Below are 16,705 nucleotides of genomic sequence, written 5' to 3'. Positions count from 1 at the left end.
CGAAGGAAGCTATCGCTGATCAAGGTCGGACATCAATGCATTCCGGAAGAAAACCCGCCACAGTACCCGGAGCCGATCCCTCCCCGGAATTCTTATCCGTCTTTCAATCAACCGGCCCCTGTCGTACGGGTCCGCGCCGCCCTACCATGCGTGATCTGGATCACTCGCCGCCGTATGCATTCCCGTCGTACCCACTCACCAGGAGAGACCGTGGATACCGCACCGGCCAACGATCGCCCCGACGATCAGCGGCAACTTGACCGTTCTGCCTACGCCGAGGTGCAAGCGAGCGCGGAGTTCGGCGAACTGCGCGGTGCCCACCGCTCGTTCGCCTTCCCGCTCACCATCGCGTTCGTCAGCTGGTACCTGCTCTACGTCCTGCTGTCCAACTACGCGGACGGCTTCATGGGCACCAAGGTCGTGGGCCACATCAACGTGGCCCTGGTGTTCGGACTGGCCCAGTTCCTGACCACCTTCCTCATCGCCTGGTGGTACTCCCGGCACGCCGCCGCCAAGCTGGACCCCCGCGCCCAGGCCATCAAGACCCGTCTGGAGGAGCGCTCATGAGCCCCCATATGCTCGCGGCCGAGAGCGCCTCGGACAACCGGCCACTGATCGTCACGCTCTTCGCGGTCTTCGTCGTGGCGACCCTGGCCATCACCGTCTGGGCGGGCCGGCAGACCAAGAACGCCACCGACTTCTACGCCGGCGGCCGCCAGTTCACCGGCTTCCAGAACGGCCTGGCCATCTCCGGCGACTACATGTCCGCCGCGTCCTTCCTCGGCATCGCCGGCGCCATCGCGCTCTCCGGCTACGACGGCTTCCTGTACTCGATCGGCTTCCTCGTCGCCTGGCTGGTGGCCCTGCTGCTGGTCGCCGAGCCGCTGCGCAACTCCGGCCGCTACACGATGGGCGACGTGCTCGCCTACCGGATGCGCCAGCGCCCGGTGCGCACCGCCGCGGGCGTCTCCACCATCGTCGTCTCGATCTTCTACCTGCTGGCGCAGATGGCGGGCGCGGGGGTGCTGGTCTCCCTGCTGCTGGGCATCACCAGCGAGGCCGGGAAGATCCTCATCGTCGTCCTCGTCGGCGTCGTGATGATGCTCTACGTCACCATCGGCGGCATGAAGGGCACCACCTGGGTGCAGATGGTCAAGGCCGTGCTGCTGATCGCGGGCACGCTGCTGATCACCTTCCTGGTGCTGCTGAAGTTCAACTTCAACATCTCCGACCTGCTGGGCGAGGCCGCCAAGAACAGCGGCATCGGGGAGTCGTTCCTGGAGCCGGGGCTGAAGTACGGGGTCAACGCCACCACCAAGCTGGACTTCATCTCGCTCGGTATCGCCCTGGTCCTGGGCACCGCGGGCCTGCCGCACATCCTCATCCGGTTCTACACCGTGCCCACCGCGCGGGCCGCCCGTAACTCGGTCAACTGGGCCATCGGCATCATCGGCCTCTTCTACCTGATGACCATCGCGCTGGGCTTCGGCGCCGCCGCCCTGCTGGGGCACGACGACATCATCGCCTCCAACAAGTCGGGCAACACCGCCGCCCCACTGCTCGCCGAGGAGATCGGCGGCGGACCGGACTCCACGGGCGGCGCCATCCTGCTCGCGGTGATCTCCGCGGTGGCGTTCGCGACGATCCTCGCCGTGGTCGCCGGGCTCACCCTCGCCTCCTCGTCGTCCTTCGCCCACGACCTGTACGCCAACGTCATCCGCAAGGGCGAGGCGACGCAGAAGGAGGAGATCTCGGCCGCGCGCTGGGCCACCGTCGGCATCGGCACCGTCGCCGTCGTCCTCGGGGTCTTCGCACGAGATCTCAACGTCGCCGGACTCGTGGCACTGGCCTTCGCGGTCGCCGCCTCCGCCAACCTGCCGACCATCCTCTACAGCCTGTTCTGGAAACGGTTCACCACCCAGGGCGCGTTGTGGTCCATCTACGGCGGACTGATCTCCTCGGTCTTCCTGGTGCTCTTCTCGCCCGTCGTCTCGGGCAAGGAGACCTCGATGTTCCCGGACGTGGACTTCCACTGGTTCCCGCTGGAGAACCCCGGACTGATCTCCATCCCGCTGGGATTCCTGCTCGGCTGGCTGGGCACCGTCGTCTCCAAGGAACAGCCCGACAAGGAGAAGTACGCCGAGCTGGAGGTGCGCTCGCTCACCGGGCACGGAGCCCACTGAGCGGCCACTCCCACCCGCGCGGCCCCTCCATGTCACACCCGTCACGTACGCTGCGAGAGAATTGAGCAGTGCACGCACGCCAACCGTGGAGGGGCCGCCACCATGTTGATCGACACCTATGGTCGCGTAGCCACCGACCTGCGTGTCTCCCTGACCGACCGCTGCAATCTGCGGTGCACCTACTGCATGCCGGAAGAAGGCCTCCAATGGCTCGCCAAACCGGATCTGCTCACCGACGACGAGATAGTCCGGCTGATCCGGATCGCCGTCACCGAGCTCGGGGTCACCGAGGTCCGCTTCACCGGCGGTGAGCCACTGCTGCGCCCCGGTCTGGTCGGCATCGTCGAGCGCTGCGCGGAGCTCGACCCGCGCCCCCGGATGTCGCTGACCACCAACGGCATCGGTTTGGAGCGCACCGCCCGGTCCCTGCGCGACGCGGGCCTGGACCGGGTCAATGTCTCGCTCGACACCCTGCGTCCGGAGGTCTTCCAGGCCATCACCCGGCGTAAGCGCCATGACGATGTGCTGCGCGGCCTGGACGCGGCGCACACCGCCGGGCTGACCCCGGTGAAGGTCAACGCCGTGCTGATGCCCGGGCTCAACGACGACGAGGCGCCCGAGCTGCTCGCCTGGGCCCTGGAGAACGGCTATGAGCTGCGCTTCATCGAGCAAATGCCGCTCGATGCGCAGCACGGCTGGAAGCGCGACGGCATGATCACCGCCGGGGACATCCTGGCCAGTCTGCGCACCCGCTTCGACCTCACCGCCGAGGGCGAGGACGAGCGCGGCTCGGCGCCCGCCGAGCGCTGGCTGGTTGACGGCGGCCCGGCCCGGGTCGGCGTCATCGCCTCGGTCACCCGCCCGTTCTGCCGCGCCTGCGACCGCACCCGGCTGACCGCCGACGGGCAGGTGCGCACCTGCCTCTTCGCGCGCGAGGAGTCCGATCTGCGCGGAGCGCTGCGCTCCGGCGCCCCGGACGAGGAGATCGCCCGGCTGTGGCGGCTGGCGATGTGGGGCAAGAAGGCCGGGTCCGGGCTCGATGACCCGTCGTTCCTCCAGCCGGACCGGCCGATGTCGGCGATCGGGGGCTGATCACTCGTTTCGGGGGCTGCTCACTCGTTCTCGGTGGCCGACCATTCCTCCAGCGGCACCACGTCCTTGAGGAAGCCCCGCACTCCGAGGAACTCCGAGAGATATTCGCGGTGTTCCTCGCAGGCGAGCCAGGTCTTGCGCCGCTCCGGGGTGTGGATCTTGGGGTTGTTCCAGGCCAGCACCCATACGGCGGGGGCGTGGCAGCCCTTGGCGGAGCAGATCACGGTGTCGGTCTCGGCGGCGGTCTCGCGGGTGTTCACACCGCAGACTCTACGAAAAGCCCGCCGGACATGACGACGCCGGGCAGCCACGGGGGGAGCCGCCCGGCGTCGGTCCGTCGCTCCGACGGGGGATGCGGAGCGCGTACGCAGTATGTCACGAGGGATGGGGCCCGGTGCACCGGTACTGCACTATTGATCTGAGGTTTTCTTGAGCTTACGGAAACGTGGCAGGTCAGCCATGTTCACCGCGTCCAGGCTCGCTGATATGTCCGACGTCCTCCGGGACCGATTCCGCCCCCTGGGGGTCGCTCGGCTCCTCTCCGCGCCCGGCGATCAGCATCGGACGGGGCGGGGTCGGGATGAAGGTGGTGGGCAGCGAAGTGGCGTTCTCCCGGCCCGCGTTGGCTATCACGACCGCGATGTAGGGCAGCACCGCACCGAGCACCAGGGCCACGATCGCCACATGGCGCTCCACGTTCCACAACACTGCCGCCAGCACGACCGCGATGGTCCGGACCGACATCGAGATCACATAGCGGCGCTGCCGGCCGCGTACGTCGTCGGCCAGCCCCTGCCGCGCTCCGGTGATCCGGAAGACCTCCGCATCGCCGTGCTTCCGCATCACGTTCCACCACCTGATCGCCGAGCGGGCTGCCCCCGCTCTGGGACGTACTCAACGTTACGCCGCGCCTGCTGTCGGTTCGAGACCGGGGCACCCTGATGGGTGCCGTCTCCGGCTACGCCGACGTGCGTATCGGCCCTCCGGCGTGCGCCGTACTCGGAGTGGCCGAACACTGGAAGGGATCTGCATCCCCTCGCCGCGTGTCAGGGAGGCGACATGAACTGGCTATGGGCGATCGTCGTGGGCCTGATCCTGGGTGTGATCGCCAGGGCGATCCTGCCCGGCAAACAGGCCATTCCGCTCTGGCTGACCTGCATCTACGGCATCCTCGGCGGCATCCTGGGCAATGCCGTGGCCGGCTGGATCGGGGTCAGGCACACCGAGGGCTTCGACTGGATCCGGCATCTGCTCCAGCTGGCGGGGGCCGTGCTGATCGTCGCGCTGGGCACTCCGCTGTGGCACTCGATCCGCGGTGGCGGACGCAGACGCAGTACGACCTGAGGGGCGCGACGGCGGTGTGACCCGGCGCGCGACGGCGGTGGCCGGTGCGCATGGTGGACGCGCACCGGGTCACACCGCCCTCGCGGTCGTGGGCCGGGCGGACTACACCCCGCGCACCTGGGCGATCTTCCGCCCGGCCTTGAGGTAGACCGCGTCGGAGGCCCCGCTGAGCCCGGCGGACGCCAGCGTCTCCGCGACCACCTCGGCCAGCGGGCGCACCGCCTGGGCCTCGGGCAGCACCACCGACTCCTGGCCGCCCTCGGTCTCGATCACCAGCCGCAGACCGTTCTGCTTGGCCACCCGGCGGGCGGCCGAGGCGCTGGGCTGGAACTCCAGCACCTTGCTCAGCACGGTCGCGATGGACTCGGTGCCGTGCTCCCCGGCGTCGACCACCGGCGTCTCGACGTCGGTGAAGCTCTTCCTGGAGAACTGGGCGACGAAGCCCGCACGGGCCGCCATCGCCTTCTCGAGGCCGTACAGCGCCGCCACCACCTCGCCCGCCAGGACCTTCTTCAGATCCATCGGGTGCAGCGACCGCTCCTCGACCCGGGCGATCGCGGCGGTGATCTCCGCGTCCGTCCACTCGGTCCATGCCTCCAGGTACGGCTTCATCAGCCGGTCCGGAATCGACATGATCTTGCCGAAGACATCCTCGGCGGTCGCGGAGAGCGCCACATAGTTGCCCTTGGACTTGGACATCTTGGCGCCGGTGCCGTCCGTGCCCTCGATCAGCGGCATCGTGACCACCAGCTGCGGCCGCTGCCCGCGCAGCTCCATCAGCTTGCGGCCCATCTGGAGATTGAGCAGCTGATCCGCGCCGCCCAGCTCCACATCGCACTCCAGGGCCACCGAGTCGAGGGCCTGCGCGATCGGGTACAGCAGCTCGGACATGGTCAGCCCGGAGCCGGCGGCCAGCCGGTTGCGGAAGTCCTCGCGCTGGAGCAGCTGGGAGACCGGCACCTGGGCGAGCAGCCCCAGCAGCTCCGGGAAGGTGTACGGCGCCAGCCACTCGCTGTTCTGCCGGAAGTTGACCTTCTCGAAGTCGAAGAACGGCCGGACCTGGTCCTGGTAGCCCGCGAGGTTCCGGGCGATGTCGTCGTCGGTCAGCGGCGGGCGCTCCGCCGTACGGCCCGACGGGTCGCCGATCTTGGCCGTGAAGTCGCCGATCAGCAGCGTGACGTCATGCCCCATGCGCTGGAAGCGGTTGAGGACGATCATCGGCACCACATGGCCGAGGTGCACATCGGCGGCCGTGGGGTCGATGCCCAGCTTGATGGCCAGACCCTGGCCTGCGCCGCGGCGCTCCTCGATCCGCTTGGCCAGCTCCGCCACGCCGGGCAGGATCTCGACCGTACGGGACGCGATCAGCTCGGCCTGCTCCGTCGGCGAGAGGTCCGTCAGGTCGATATAGCGCCGCGAGCCCGTCTCCTCGAGCAGCCGCTCGACGGTCTTGTCGGAGGAGAGGTCCTGGGTGAGGAGCTCGCTGGCGCGGGCGACGGATTCGCCGAGGCGTGTCATGGCGTTCCTGGTGATAGACGAAACGGATATGGAATGGATCGGATCGGGCGTGGACCAGTCTATTCGGCTCCTCACACCCCCTTGCTGACCGAGCTCATATTGAAGTCCGGGATGCGCAGCGGCGGCACCGCGGCGCGGTTGAAGTAGTCGCTCCACTCCCGCGCCAGCGTCCGCTCGGTGCGGCCCGCCTCGGTGGCGCGGGCGAGCAGATCCACCGGTGACTCGTTGAACCGGAAGTTGTTCACCTCGCCGACCACCTCGCCGTTCTCCACGAGATAGACGCCGTCCCTGGTCAGCCCGGTGAGCAGCAGCGTGGCCGGGTCGACCTCGCGGATGTACCACAGGCAGGTCAGCAGCAGCCCCCGCTCGGTCGAGGCGACCATCTCCTCCAGCGAGCGGGTGCCGCCCGCGTCCACGATGAGGTTGTCGACCGCGGGGGCGAGCGGCAGCCCGGTGAGGGCGGAGGTGTGCCGGGTGGTGATCAGCTGCTGGAGCACCCCGTCACGGACCCAGTCGGTGGCGGACAGCGGCAGCCCGTTGTCGAAGACCGACGCGTCGTCCCCGGACGAGTGCGCGATCACGAACGGCGCCGCTTCCAGACCCGGCTCGGCCGGGTCGCTGCGCAGCGTGAAGGGCAGCTCGGACAGCTTCTCGCCGATCCGGGTGCCACCGCCCGGCTTGCTGAAGACCGTACGGCCCTCCGCCGCGTCCCGCGCCGAGGACGACCACAGCTGGTCGATCAGCAGATCGGCCACGGCGCTCGGCGGCAGCAGCGTCTCGTAGCGGCCGGCCGGCAGCTCGACCCTGCGCTCGGCCCAGGCGAGCCGCCGGGCGAGCTCGGCGTCGATCGCGGCCGGGTCCACATCGGTGAAGTCGCGGGTGGCCCGCCCGGCCCAGGCCGAACGCGTACGGTCCGGTGACTTGGCGTTCACCTCGAGCGTGCCGGTGGGCTGGTCATGGCGCAGCCGCAGCCCGGTGGAGCTGCCGAGATAGCTGGAGACCAGCTCGTGGTGGGCGAATCCGTAACTCTCCCGGCCGCCCGCGCGGGCCCGGGCGAAGGACTCGCCGAGGGCGGGCGCGAAGCCGGCGAACACCTCGGAGGAGGTCACGGCGGGGGAGTCGGTGAAGCCGGGGGAGACCGCCGCGCCCGGATCCCGCTCCACCAGCGGCTGGGCGTCCTCGGCCGGCTCCGCCTCCCGCGCCGCCGCCTCGGCGGCCCGGACCAGCGGCTCCAGCTCCTCGGCGGTGACCGCGGACCGGGACACCACGCCCGAGGCGGTGCCCTGCCCGCCGTTCACGGTGGCCACGACGGTCAGGGTGCGGCCGCGGGTGACACCGTTGGTCGTCAGGGCGTTGCCCGCCCAGCGCAGATTGGCCGTCGAGGTCTCGTTGGCGATCACCACACAGCCGTCCGCGCGGGACAGCTCCAGGGCGCGCTCGACGATCTCATGGGGCTTCACGCTCATCGTCCGGCCTCCTGGGTGGTGTTGAGGATGTTGACGCCGCGGAACAGCGCCGACGGGCAGCCGTGCGAGACCGCCGCGATCTGCCCGGGCTGGGCCTTGCCGCAGTTGAAGGCGCCGCCCAGGACATACGTCCCGGGGCCGCCCACGGCCGTCATCGAACCCCAGAAGTCGGTGGTGGTGGCCTGGTAGGCGAAGTCGCGCACCTGCCCCGCGAGCGCGCCGTTTCTGATGCGATACGCCCTCTGCGCCGTGAACTGGAAGTTGTACCGCTGCATATCGATCGACCAGGAGCGGTCGCCGACCAGATACAGACCGTTCTCGACGTCCCCGATCAACTCCTCCGTCGAGGGGCCGCCGGGGGCGGGCTGGAGCGATACGTTCGCCATCCGCTGCACCGGCACATGGCCCGGCGAGTCGGCGAACGCGCAGCCGTTCGACCGCTCGAAACCGGTCAGCCGGGCGATCCTGCGGTCCAGCTGATAGCCGACGAGCGTGCCGTTCTTCACCAGGTCCCAGGACTGGGCGGCCACGCCCTCGTCGTCGTAGCCGATGGTGGCCAGCCCGTGCTCGGCGGTCCGGTCCCCGGTCACATTCATGACCTCGGAGCCGTACTTCAACTTTCCGAGCTGGTCGAACGTGGCGAAGGAAGTGCCCGCGTACGCCGCCTCGTAGCCGAGCGCGCGGTCCAGCTCGGTGGCGTGGCCGATCGACTCATGGATGGTCAGCCACAGATTGGACGGGTCCACCACCAGGTCGTACGACCCGGCCTCGACGGATGGCGCGCGCATCTTCTCGGTCAGCAGCTCCGGGATCTGCGCCAGCTCCGCGTCCCAGTCCCAGCCGCCCGCGCCGGGCCCGCCGGTGAGATACTCCCAGCCGCGCCCGACCGGTGGGGCGAGGGTGCGCATCGAGTCGAACTCCCCGCTCGCCGGATCCACGGCCACGGCTGTGAGCTGCGGATGCAGCCGCACCCGCTGCTGGGTGGTCACGGTGCCCGCCGTGTCCGCGTAGAACTTGTTCTCCTGCACCGTCAGCAGCGACGCGTCCGCGTGCGCGACCCCATCGGCGGCGAGCAGCCGCCGGCTCCACTCGGCGAGCAGTCCGGTCTTGTCGGGGTCGGCCACGTCGAACGGGTTGACCTCATACGAGGAAACCCAGGTCTTGTCGGCGTGCACCGGCTCGTCCGCCAACTCCACCCGCTCATCGGACCCCGCCGCCTCGATCACCTTGGCCGACAGCTTCGCCATCGCCACGGCCTGCGAGGCCACTCGCGCGGCGGCGTCCATGCTCAGATCCACCCCCGAGGCGAACCCCCACGCCCCGCCGTGCACGACCCGTACGGCATACCCCAAGTCGGTGATGTCGGAGGCCCCGGACGGCCTGCCATCCCGCAACCGCCACGCGGCACTCCGCACCCGCTCCAACCGAAAGTCGGCATGCACGGCCCCAAGCGCCCGAGCCCGCGCCAGCGCCGCGTCGGCGAGCGCCCTCAGGGGCAGCGCGAGGAAGGACGGATCAATCTCGTGCGCCACGGGCGGCTCCTCTTCGTCGCGTGAGTTGTGTGGTGTCCGTCGGCAGTGAACCACGCCGGTGTGGGGTGGGGCGCGCCCGAGTCGGGCGCTGCGTTATCCAGCTCATGTTCAGCGAGTACCCATACGGGATAGCACTCATGATCTACAGACAGACGCAGTGTGCGCAGCGCCACCCGCGCCGGAACTCCGTCATTCGAACTCAATAAAATCTTCCAGAGCCGCTCGCAGCCAGTCTGTGAAGCTCTCAAAACTTCCCCGCTCTTCACGTCCCGGAGATGAAAAGTCGTGAATGATGCACACCTTGCCGTTTTCCAGGTCCCAGCATGCGACATCGTCATTGTCTTCCCGGCGTGCAAAAGGGACGAGTGCTCTGTCCGGAAAGCGCTCTTTTAGGCCCGAATGCCTTGCGCGTAGGTTGTCTCCCTCCAGCAACCACCACGGCTCGAGGCTCGTCAATCCAGACTCTGCGGCTCGCACGAAAATATCCGGGTATGCAAATCCATCCGGTAGTTCTGTGGGTGAGAGAATGTCCAGCATTCTAATCTCCTTGCCATCCCGTCACATCCGACCCCGACGGGTAGGTGTTTCTGTATCCAGAGTTCTGCTTCCCGATCCTGGCGTCGATTGCTTCCCCCCACGTCTCAGGTGTGGCTTTCCGGGTGTGGAATCGGCCGCTCTCCCGAATTTCATCCGGGAGGGGAGCATTGTAGTCGTGTATGCGAGCTTGAATCGGGGTGTCAGTGTATCGCGCCGCCAGTACTCGAGTGTTATCTATGCTGGTGAGGCCGCCATCAGGCATGCGAATAACATCGATCGGACCACCCTGCCAGCCATTTTCGGCCATGCTCTTTATTATCTCGTCCGCCCCAGTTACGGAGCTCTGGCTAAAACGGACCGATTTTGCTGAGACCTGCCGTACACATTCCTCAGGTGCAAGTCCGAGGGGATCGGCTCCAACGTGCGGGGTGGGCACGTAGGTATGGGGGTTAGGGGCAGGTTCGAGCCCGAGGGGGTCGGGGGAGGCGTAGCGGGCCGTTTCGGGGTCGTAGTGGCGGAAGTAGTTGTAGTGGAGGCCGGTTTCCGGGTCGGCGTATTGGCCGGGGAAGCGGAGGGGGCAGTCGGCTGAGCCGGGTGGGGCGGGGAGGGGGGTGCCCCAGAGGGTGGTGCGGTGTTGCCAGGCGAGGGTGCCGTCGGGGGTGACAAGTTCGGTGGGGGTGCCGACCAAGTCAGTGATGATGGCGTGGAAGCGGGCGTCGTATTCCGATTGCGGGGTCGTATCGGTCAAGCGGCGGAGGACCGGTGATGTTTCCGCCGCCGGCTCACGGGACGTGTGGTGCTCGGTTTGGGTCAGGGGGCGGTGGGTGCCCGGGGTGTAGTCCCACGTCAGCGTTGTGCCGTCGGCTGCCGTCTGTTCGGCCAGGCGGGTGCCGTCCCAGGTGAACACGAGGCGGTCGGTGGCCGTGCCGTCCTTCGCGACGCGTTGTTTCGCGATGCGGCGGCCCAGCGGGTCGTAGGTGTAGTGCCAGTGGTTGCCGTCCGGGGTTGTCGTGTCCGTCAGGCGGTCTTCCGCGTTCCAGGTGTAGGTCCAGGTGCGGGTCTGGCCGTTCAGCAGTTTGCGGGTGCGGCGGGTCAGGCGGCCCTGGGCGTCGTGTTCGTACGTCGTGCGGCCCGCGCGGTGGATCAGCGTGCCGGTGAACTCGCGGTCGCCGGGCGCCTCGTGGTCCGGGGCCGTGGCGTGCGTCAGGTTGCCCGTCGCGTCGTAGGCGTAGGTCTCGGTCCAGCCGTGCGCGTGGACCGCCGTCACACGGCCTACCGGGTCGAGGTCGAAGCGGCGGGTCCCGGACGTCAGCTCGCGGATCTCGGTGAGGTGGTCGTCCGGGCGGTAGGCGTACGCCCGGTGTTGGATCAGGGCGTTGGCCGGGCCGGTGACGGTCTGGCCCGTCATGCGGTCCTGGGCGTCCCACGCCTGCGTCAGGGTCACATCGTCGCCGAACGTCCGCGTCGTCTCGCGGCCCGCCGCGTCGTACGCGAAGTGCAGGGAGTTGTCCGCCGTGGTGAGGGACTGCGGGCGGCCGGCCGCGTCGTACGTCCACGCCGACCGCAGGCCGCTCGGCGTGATCCGCTCGGTGCGGTTGCCCGCCGCGTCGTACGCGTACGACGTCGTACGACCGCCCACCGTCTCCGACAGGACCCGGCCCCGCGCGTCATACGTGCGGCTCAGCTCCGTGTCCGGGTTCGCTGCCCGCGTCAGGCGGCTCGCTGCGTCGTATGCGAACGTCGTCTCCGTACCGTCCGCCGTGCGCGTGGCGACCGTGCGGCCCAGCGCGTCGCGCGTGTAGGCCAGGGTTTCGCCCGCGCCGTTCTCCCGGGATATCAGGCGGCCCGCCGCATCGTGCCGGTAGCTGAGCGTGCGGCCGTTGAAGTCAGTCTCCGAGACGACCCGCCCCGCCCTGTCGTACGCGTACGTCCACGTCCGGCCCTGCGGGTTCGTCACCGTCGTCAGGCGCAACTCGGTGTCGTAACTGAAGGCGTACGTCGCCCCGTCCGGGTCGGTCCGTGTCGCCGGGAGGTCGAAGTGGGTGTGGGTGTGGCGGGTGGTGTTGCCCGCCGGGTCGGTGTGTTCGAGGAGGTTGCCCTCGGCGTCCCAGGCCCAGGTCTCGCGGCTGCCGTCCGGCCGGGTGCGCCAGGCGGGCTTGCCCTCGATGGTCCAGCCTTGGCGGGTGACATGGCCCAGGGGGTCGGTGACGCGCGTGATGCGGCCATGGGTGCCCCGGCGGACCGTGGTCGTGTTGCCCGCCGCGTCGGTGACCTCCACCGGCAGGCCCGCCGCATCGCACACCACGGTCACGGTGTGGCCCAGCGGGTCCGTGACCGAGGTCAGGTTCCCCGACTCGTCGTACGTGTAGTGCGTCTCCGCGCCCATCGGGTCCGTCGTCCGGACGCGGTTGCCCCGGTCGTCATAGGCGTGGCGCCACACCGCGCCGTCCGGCTCCCGCACCTCCAGCGGCCTGCCGTACGCGTCATACGTGGCCGTGGCCGCCGTGCCGTCCGGGCGGGTGACGCGTATCAGGTTGCCGGAGTCGTCGTACGCGTAGCGCGTGGTGTGGCCCAGCGGGTCCGTCACCGACAGCGGCAGGCGGCGCGTCCCCGGGTCCCACTCGGTGCGGGTGGTGTGGCCCAGGGCATCGGTGCGGGCCACCGCCCGGTACGCCGCGTCGAAGACATACGTGATGCGGTGGCCGAGCGAGTCCGTGTAGACGGTGGTGCGGGACGCCTCGTCGTAGTGGAAGCGGCCGGTCATCATGTCGTCCGAGCCGATGGTGCGCAGCACCCGGCCCCGGTGGTCATAGACGTACCCGAAGCTGGTGCCGTTGCGGTCGGTCCATGATGTGACGCGGTGCTGGTCGTCGTAGGTGAACCGCATCGGCTCGTCGGCCGAGTTGAAGACCTGGGTCAGGTCGCCCGCGTCGTTGTAGCCGAAGGCGACCAGCGGGGTGCCCTCCTCGGCGTCACCCACGCCCAGCAGCCGCAGCCCCGTGACGCGCATCAGCTCCGGATCGGTGTCGATCGCGATGCGGTACCCGCCGGAGTGCACCACCTCAAGCGGGGTGCCGTCCTCGTCATAGGTGAAGGTGATCGACCGGCCGTTGCGGTCCTCGATTACCGTCAGGGGGAGCTCGTTGCCCACCAGCGGGTCGAAGCACAGCGTGTGGCCCCGCTCGGGAACCTCGATCCGCATCGTGCCGCCCGCCGCGCCGTCCCAGCGCAGCGGCCAGCGCGGGCCCCGCGCCGGATAGGTGTCCTCCCCGGGCGTCGGCACCCCGTAGCGCAGCACCATCCCGTCTGCCGTGACGAACACGATCCCGTCCGCGTCCAGCTCCAGCCGCTGGTCGAGTGTGGCCGCCCAGGTGCGGCCGAACCAGCCGCCGCAGGTGTGCCCGGAGACGAAGGTGCGCTCCAGGACCAGGGGGAGCGCCCCGGGCAGGGACACATCCGTAGCCGGCATGACCATCTCGCCGGTCGCGACGTCGACGGGGTCGTCCTCGCAGTCCCGGTCGTGGGTGTGGCGGTCGTGGGTGCCCTCGCTGTCCGCCCGGCCGGACGCCTCGCCGTCCCGGCCCAGGACCTTCTTACGGGCCGCCAGCCGCTGGGCGGCGGTCTGGCCCGTCCGGAGCTCCTTGCGCAGCGCGCTCGCGCCGCCCGTGGCCAGGGCGAGCAGCAGCGACGGGGTGATCTCGCCCGCCGCGCGCAGCGGGTCCTTGGACCACATGTCCCAGTTCGTGACCGCCTTCGCGAACTCCTTGGGGTGCTGAGCCGCGTACGCCGCGCCGTCCACCATGCCGGCCAGCTGCATCGCGAAGCCCTGGGCGTCGCCCTTGAGGAGTGAGGCGGGGAGCTCGGCCACGCCCAGGATGCCGTAGTGGACCTTCCACAGCCCGTCCTTGAGGCCGTCCCCGACCTTCTGCCAGTTGCTCGGCTTGTTCGGGGCCTTCTCCGCCGCCTTGTCGATCTTCTTCTTCGACGCGTCGACGACCAGCTGCAACTCCTCGATCAGCTTGTCCAGCCGACCGACACACCCCTCCATCGCGGCGATGCCCGGATCGGTCTCCGAAGGCTTCTCCGGCAACTGCTCGTCGCCGCGCGTCACCGCGTCGTTGTACGACTCGACCTTCTTGCCGTGCGCCTTGGACGCCGCCCGCGCCGCGTCCGCGTCCTCGATGATCGGCTCACACCGCTTCTGCACCGACCGCAGCTTGGTGGCGTACGCCGCCAGCGCGCTCGCCGCATGGGTGAACTGGTCATGGCCCGAGGTCAGCTCCTTCGGCAGCCGGTCGACCGACTTCCGGAACTCGCTCGCGCCCTTGCCCGACCAGTCCGCCAGCTCCAGCGGCCGCAGCTTGTCCTTGCCGTCCTGGAAGGCGCCCGCGTACGCGCGCAGCTCCAGCACCAGGTCGTCGATGTCGTCCGGGTTGCCGGGGATCAGATCCTTGGGCTTGGCCCCTTCCGGAATCCGTATCTGCGGGGCCCGCCCCGCGTCCGGATCGCCCATCAGGACTCGTCCCCGTACTCGCTCTGGAGCTTGCGCGCGAACTTCGACAACGCCGTGTCCTCCGGGCGCTTCTCCATCTCGGGCGCGCCCACATGCTCCCAGGACCAGTTACCCGCCGCGCCCGAGGGGAGCTTGGCCATGTTCTCGTCCGAGGGCCAGAAGTCCTTGATCCGCATCAGATCCGCCAGCATGTACCCGGCTATCGCCTCGTACAGCCGCTCCACCACCGCGTCCGCGTGATCGGCCAGCTCGCCCATGCCGAAGCCCCACTCCGTGAGGAACGCCTTGCCCGATTCCAGGAGTTCGGGGGCGCCGCAGTGCTGGAGATAGGCCGTCAGCTTCTCCTGGTCGTTCTTCACGGCCCGGGCCCCGACGACCGACTCCTCCAGCGGGGCGATCAGGCCCTTCACCGAAGCGATCTCGATCTTGTAACCGTCGGCGCCCTCGTTGCCGCCGTACTTGCCGTGTTCGCCGCCCTCGCTGGGGGCGCGGTTCACATTCCGGGCATCAGGATCCGCCACGCCCAGCCCCCTCCTCGCGGCCTTCCGAATCCCGGCCGTCCGCGTCGCGCAGCGTCCGCGCGTCCAGGAGGAAGGGGCGCTCGCCCAGCGGATCCACCAGCGCCCGTACGCCCTCGGGCAACAGGTCCACCAGGTCCTCGACGGTCGTGGACGCCCATCCGCACGCCCCCGCGAAGCGCGCGAGCCCCTCGACCGAGGTGAAGACCGGCACGAGCGGGCCGTCCTCGGCGGTCTCCGAGACCAGGAAGCCCGGCTCCTCCGGACGCTGGAAGTACAGCCGCGCCTTCCGCAGCGCCGCCCACTTCTCCGGCTCCGACATCCGCGCGGCGGTCTCCTGGCGGATGAGGTCCGCCAGCGTCGTTCTACCAGCCTGACCAGGCGGTCTGCTGTCCCCTCCCCGAAACATGCGAGCCATCCTCGCACAGGTGACTGACACCATTGGTGACCGCCACGCGACGCGGGGTGATGAACAGGACCGGGTGTTCAGCCTGGGCTCAGCCCGCGCCGCCGAGCCACTTCAGCCCGTCGAGCAGGAACCGGTCCTGCGTCTCGCTCGCGAAGGTGGGCAGGCGTACAGCATCTTGTACGTGCTGTTCGTCCACAGGATCGGGTAGTAGCCGTCGTACCAGGTCTGGTTGGGGTCGGTGCCGAGCGGGAAGCTGCTCGGGTCGACGGAGGCCAGGATCTTGATGTCCGGGTTCTTCGAGGGACTCGTCGTGGTACCAGGACCAGCTCTGCGTGACCGCCAGCCCCAACAGCGTGGCCGGCAACCCAGCAGCCGTATGGCCACGGACGCCTTCCTGGGCGCTTAAAGGTCTGAACCAATCCCGTTTCAAGAGATGAAGAGAGAGGCCCGGGCCCGGAAGTGCAAGATCGGCAGGGTCTACCGGTTTTGTCCGCGGCTGGCTATCCCTGGAAGGGCGGCCCGGACCAGGGCCGCATTCCCGGAAGGAGCCCGTCATGGACCACTGGTACGTGGACGACCGCTGTACCAACTGCGATGTCGCAAGGCAGTTAGCGCCCGAGCTGATCAGCGAGGTCGGCGGGCGGTCGGAGGTCGTGCGTCAGCCGCGCGACGAGGCGGAGGCGCGGCGCCTGCACGCCGCCGTGTTCGCCTGCCCCACCCGCTCGATCCGCCCGGCGTCCGGGCAGCCGGACCGGGCGCTCGACCCGTTCCCCATGGCCCTGGACGACGGCGTACTGATCTGCGGCCACAACTCCCAGCACAACGCCGGGGCCAACTCCTATCTGCTGCCGCGGCCGTCCGGCACGGCGATGATGATCGACACACCGCGCTGGAGCCGGGAGCTGGCCGCGCGTTACGCGGCGTCGGGCCCCGTCACCGATGTGCTGCTGACCCACCGCGACCACGCCGCACACGGCCGTCGCTACGCCGATCACTTCGGCGCCCGGCTGTGGATCCACGAGGGCGACCTGGACGCGGCGCCCGACGCCGACCAGGTGATCCGGGGCCTGGAACCCGTGGAGATCGGCCCGGGGGTCACCGCCCATCCGCTGCCGGGCCACACCCTGGGCAGTGTGCTCTACCTCGCGGACGACCGGTACTGCTTCAGCGGTGACAGCATCTACTGGTCGCGCTCGCTCGGAGATCTGGCCGTGGCGGAGAGCGTGACCTGGCACTCCATCGAGGAGCTGGCCGCCTCACTGGCGAGGGTGGCCGGACGGCTGCGGTGCGAGTGGATGCTGCCGGGCCACGGGGACCGGTGCCGGCTGGACGCCGACGAGATGTCCCGGCGGTTGCGGGCGCTGGCGGAGCGCACGGCGCTGCTGCGGCCCCGGCCGATCGACTTCACGGCCGTCCGGTGGTGAGGGAGGGCCCGGGTGGGGGAGAGGCCGGGGCGGAGTCCCGCGGAGGTCGGTGACCACTGGGTTTCTGTAGGAAGTCGACAGGGAGGGACACCCGCCCCTGTGGGTGCCCGATTCCTCCTCGAGGGCCTCGGACCGATAGTTTGCGGGGGTAGGGGTGACACGCGCTGTG

The 16,705-nt window shown here is 69.4% G+C and carries 14 protein-coding genes and 1 pseudogene; 5 read left to right on the top strand and 10 right to left on the bottom strand.

The window, feature by feature from the left end:
- The first annotated feature begins 210 nt into the window (after window positions 1-210).
- The 3 genes from ACT2CW_RS41185 to moaA all read left to right on the top strand — a co-directional run bounded on the left by ACT2CW_RS41185 (window position 211) and on the right by moaA (window position 3,275).
- Window positions 211-567, top strand: coding sequence for a DUF485 domain-containing protein (locus ACT2CW_RS41185; RefSeq protein ID WP_182469077.1), 357 nt, complete (start codon window positions 211-213; stop codon window positions 565-567).
- On the top strand, window positions 564-2,183 hold the full coding sequence (locus tag ACT2CW_RS41180; protein WP_164434422.1) for a solute symporter family protein: 1,620 nt from the start codon (window positions 564-566) through the stop codon (window positions 2,181-2,183). Before ACT2CW_RS41185 ends, ACT2CW_RS41180 begins: the two co-directional genes overlap by 4 nt.
- Window positions 2,184-2,285: 102 nt before the next feature.
- Complete coding sequence (moaA, locus tag ACT2CW_RS41175; protein ID WP_445520292.1) at window positions 2,286-3,275, top strand: GTP 3',8-cyclase MoaA; 990 nt, start codon at window positions 2,286-2,288, stop codon at window positions 3,273-3,275.
- A gap of 20 nt (window positions 3,276-3,295) precedes the next feature.
- Here the strand turns inward: moaA and ACT2CW_RS41170 are convergent, their stop codons facing one another.
- Both ACT2CW_RS41170 and ACT2CW_RS41165 read right to left on the bottom strand, forming a co-directional pair.
- Window positions 3,296-3,535: a hypothetical protein gene (locus tag ACT2CW_RS41170; protein ID WP_138911270.1), complete on the bottom strand. Its 240-nt coding sequence runs from the start codon at window positions 3,533-3,535 to the stop codon at window positions 3,296-3,298.
- Window positions 3,536-3,728: 193 nt separating this feature from the next.
- Window positions 3,729-4,118 (bottom strand): DUF3099 domain-containing protein, encoded by a 390-nt coding sequence (locus ACT2CW_RS41165; protein WP_138911271.1) that lies wholly within the window; start codon window positions 4,116-4,118, stop codon window positions 3,729-3,731.
- Between the two features lie 216 nt (window positions 4,119-4,334).
- Here ACT2CW_RS41165 and ACT2CW_RS41160 point away from each other — a divergent pair, with 216 nt between their 5' ends.
- Window positions 4,335-4,619, top strand: coding sequence for a GlsB/YeaQ/YmgE family stress response membrane protein (locus ACT2CW_RS41160; RefSeq protein ID WP_138911272.1), 285 nt, complete (start codon window positions 4,335-4,337; stop codon window positions 4,617-4,619).
- A 102-nt stretch (window positions 4,620-4,721) separates the two neighbouring features.
- Here the strand turns inward: ACT2CW_RS41160 and tyrS are convergent, their stop codons facing one another.
- The 8 genes and pseudogenes from tyrS to ACT2CW_RS41120 all read right to left on the bottom strand — a co-directional run.
- Window positions 4,722-6,137 (bottom strand): tyrosine--tRNA ligase, encoded by a 1,416-nt coding sequence (tyrS, locus tag ACT2CW_RS41155; RefSeq protein ID WP_445520291.1) that lies wholly within the window; start codon window positions 6,135-6,137, stop codon window positions 4,722-4,724.
- 71 nt (window positions 6,138-6,208) lie between these two features.
- Complete coding sequence (locus ACT2CW_RS41150) at window positions 6,209-7,603, bottom strand: metallopeptidase TldD-related protein (RefSeq protein ID WP_432045524.1); 1,395 nt, start codon at window positions 7,601-7,603, stop codon at window positions 6,209-6,211.
- On the bottom strand, window positions 7,600-9,135 hold the full coding sequence (locus ACT2CW_RS41145; RefSeq protein WP_445520290.1) for a TldD/PmbA family protein: 1,536 nt from the start codon (window positions 9,133-9,135) through the stop codon (window positions 7,600-7,602). The genes ACT2CW_RS41150 and ACT2CW_RS41145 overlap by 4 nt, the downstream gene beginning before the upstream one ends.
- 189 nt (window positions 9,136-9,324) lie before the next feature.
- Entirely contained in the window at window positions 9,325-9,672 is a 348-nt protein-coding gene (locus ACT2CW_RS41140) for a hypothetical protein (protein WP_164434432.1), read from the bottom strand.
- Window position 9,673: 1 nt separating this feature from the next.
- The gene (locus ACT2CW_RS41135) at window positions 9,674-14,185 is read right to left on the bottom strand and encodes a putative T7SS-secreted protein (RefSeq protein ID WP_445520289.1); all 4,512 of its coding nucleotides are present in this window, start codon (window positions 14,183-14,185) and stop codon (window positions 9,674-9,676) included.
- Window positions 14,185-14,706, bottom strand: coding sequence for a hypothetical protein (locus ACT2CW_RS41130; RefSeq protein ID WP_445520288.1), 522 nt, complete (start codon window positions 14,704-14,706; stop codon window positions 14,185-14,187). The genes ACT2CW_RS41135 and ACT2CW_RS41130 overlap by 1 nt, the downstream gene beginning before the upstream one ends.
- A complete protein-coding gene (locus ACT2CW_RS41125) occupies window positions 14,693-15,025 on the bottom strand; it encodes an SseB family protein (RefSeq protein ID WP_432045527.1) in 333 nt (110 codons plus the stop codon). Before ACT2CW_RS41125 ends, ACT2CW_RS41130 begins: the two co-directional genes overlap by 14 nt.
- A 175-nt stretch (window positions 15,026-15,200) precedes the next feature.
- Window positions 15,201-15,497 (bottom strand): annotated as a pseudogene (locus ACT2CW_RS41120) (hypothetical protein); the annotation flags it as partial.
- A gap of 169 nt (window positions 15,498-15,666) precedes the next feature.
- Between ACT2CW_RS41120 and ACT2CW_RS41115 the strand changes: the two are divergent.
- Complete coding sequence (locus tag ACT2CW_RS41115; RefSeq protein ID WP_414083633.1) at window positions 15,667-16,536, top strand: 4Fe-4S domain-containing protein; 870 nt, start codon at window positions 15,667-15,669, stop codon at window positions 16,534-16,536.
- Window positions 16,537-16,705: the final 169 nt, after the last annotated feature.

It is taken from the genome of Streptomyces sp. NEAU-174, assembly GCF_052665095.1.
Note: the sequence above shows the minus strand (reverse complement) of the source record. Positions and strands in the feature narration are given on the sequence as shown.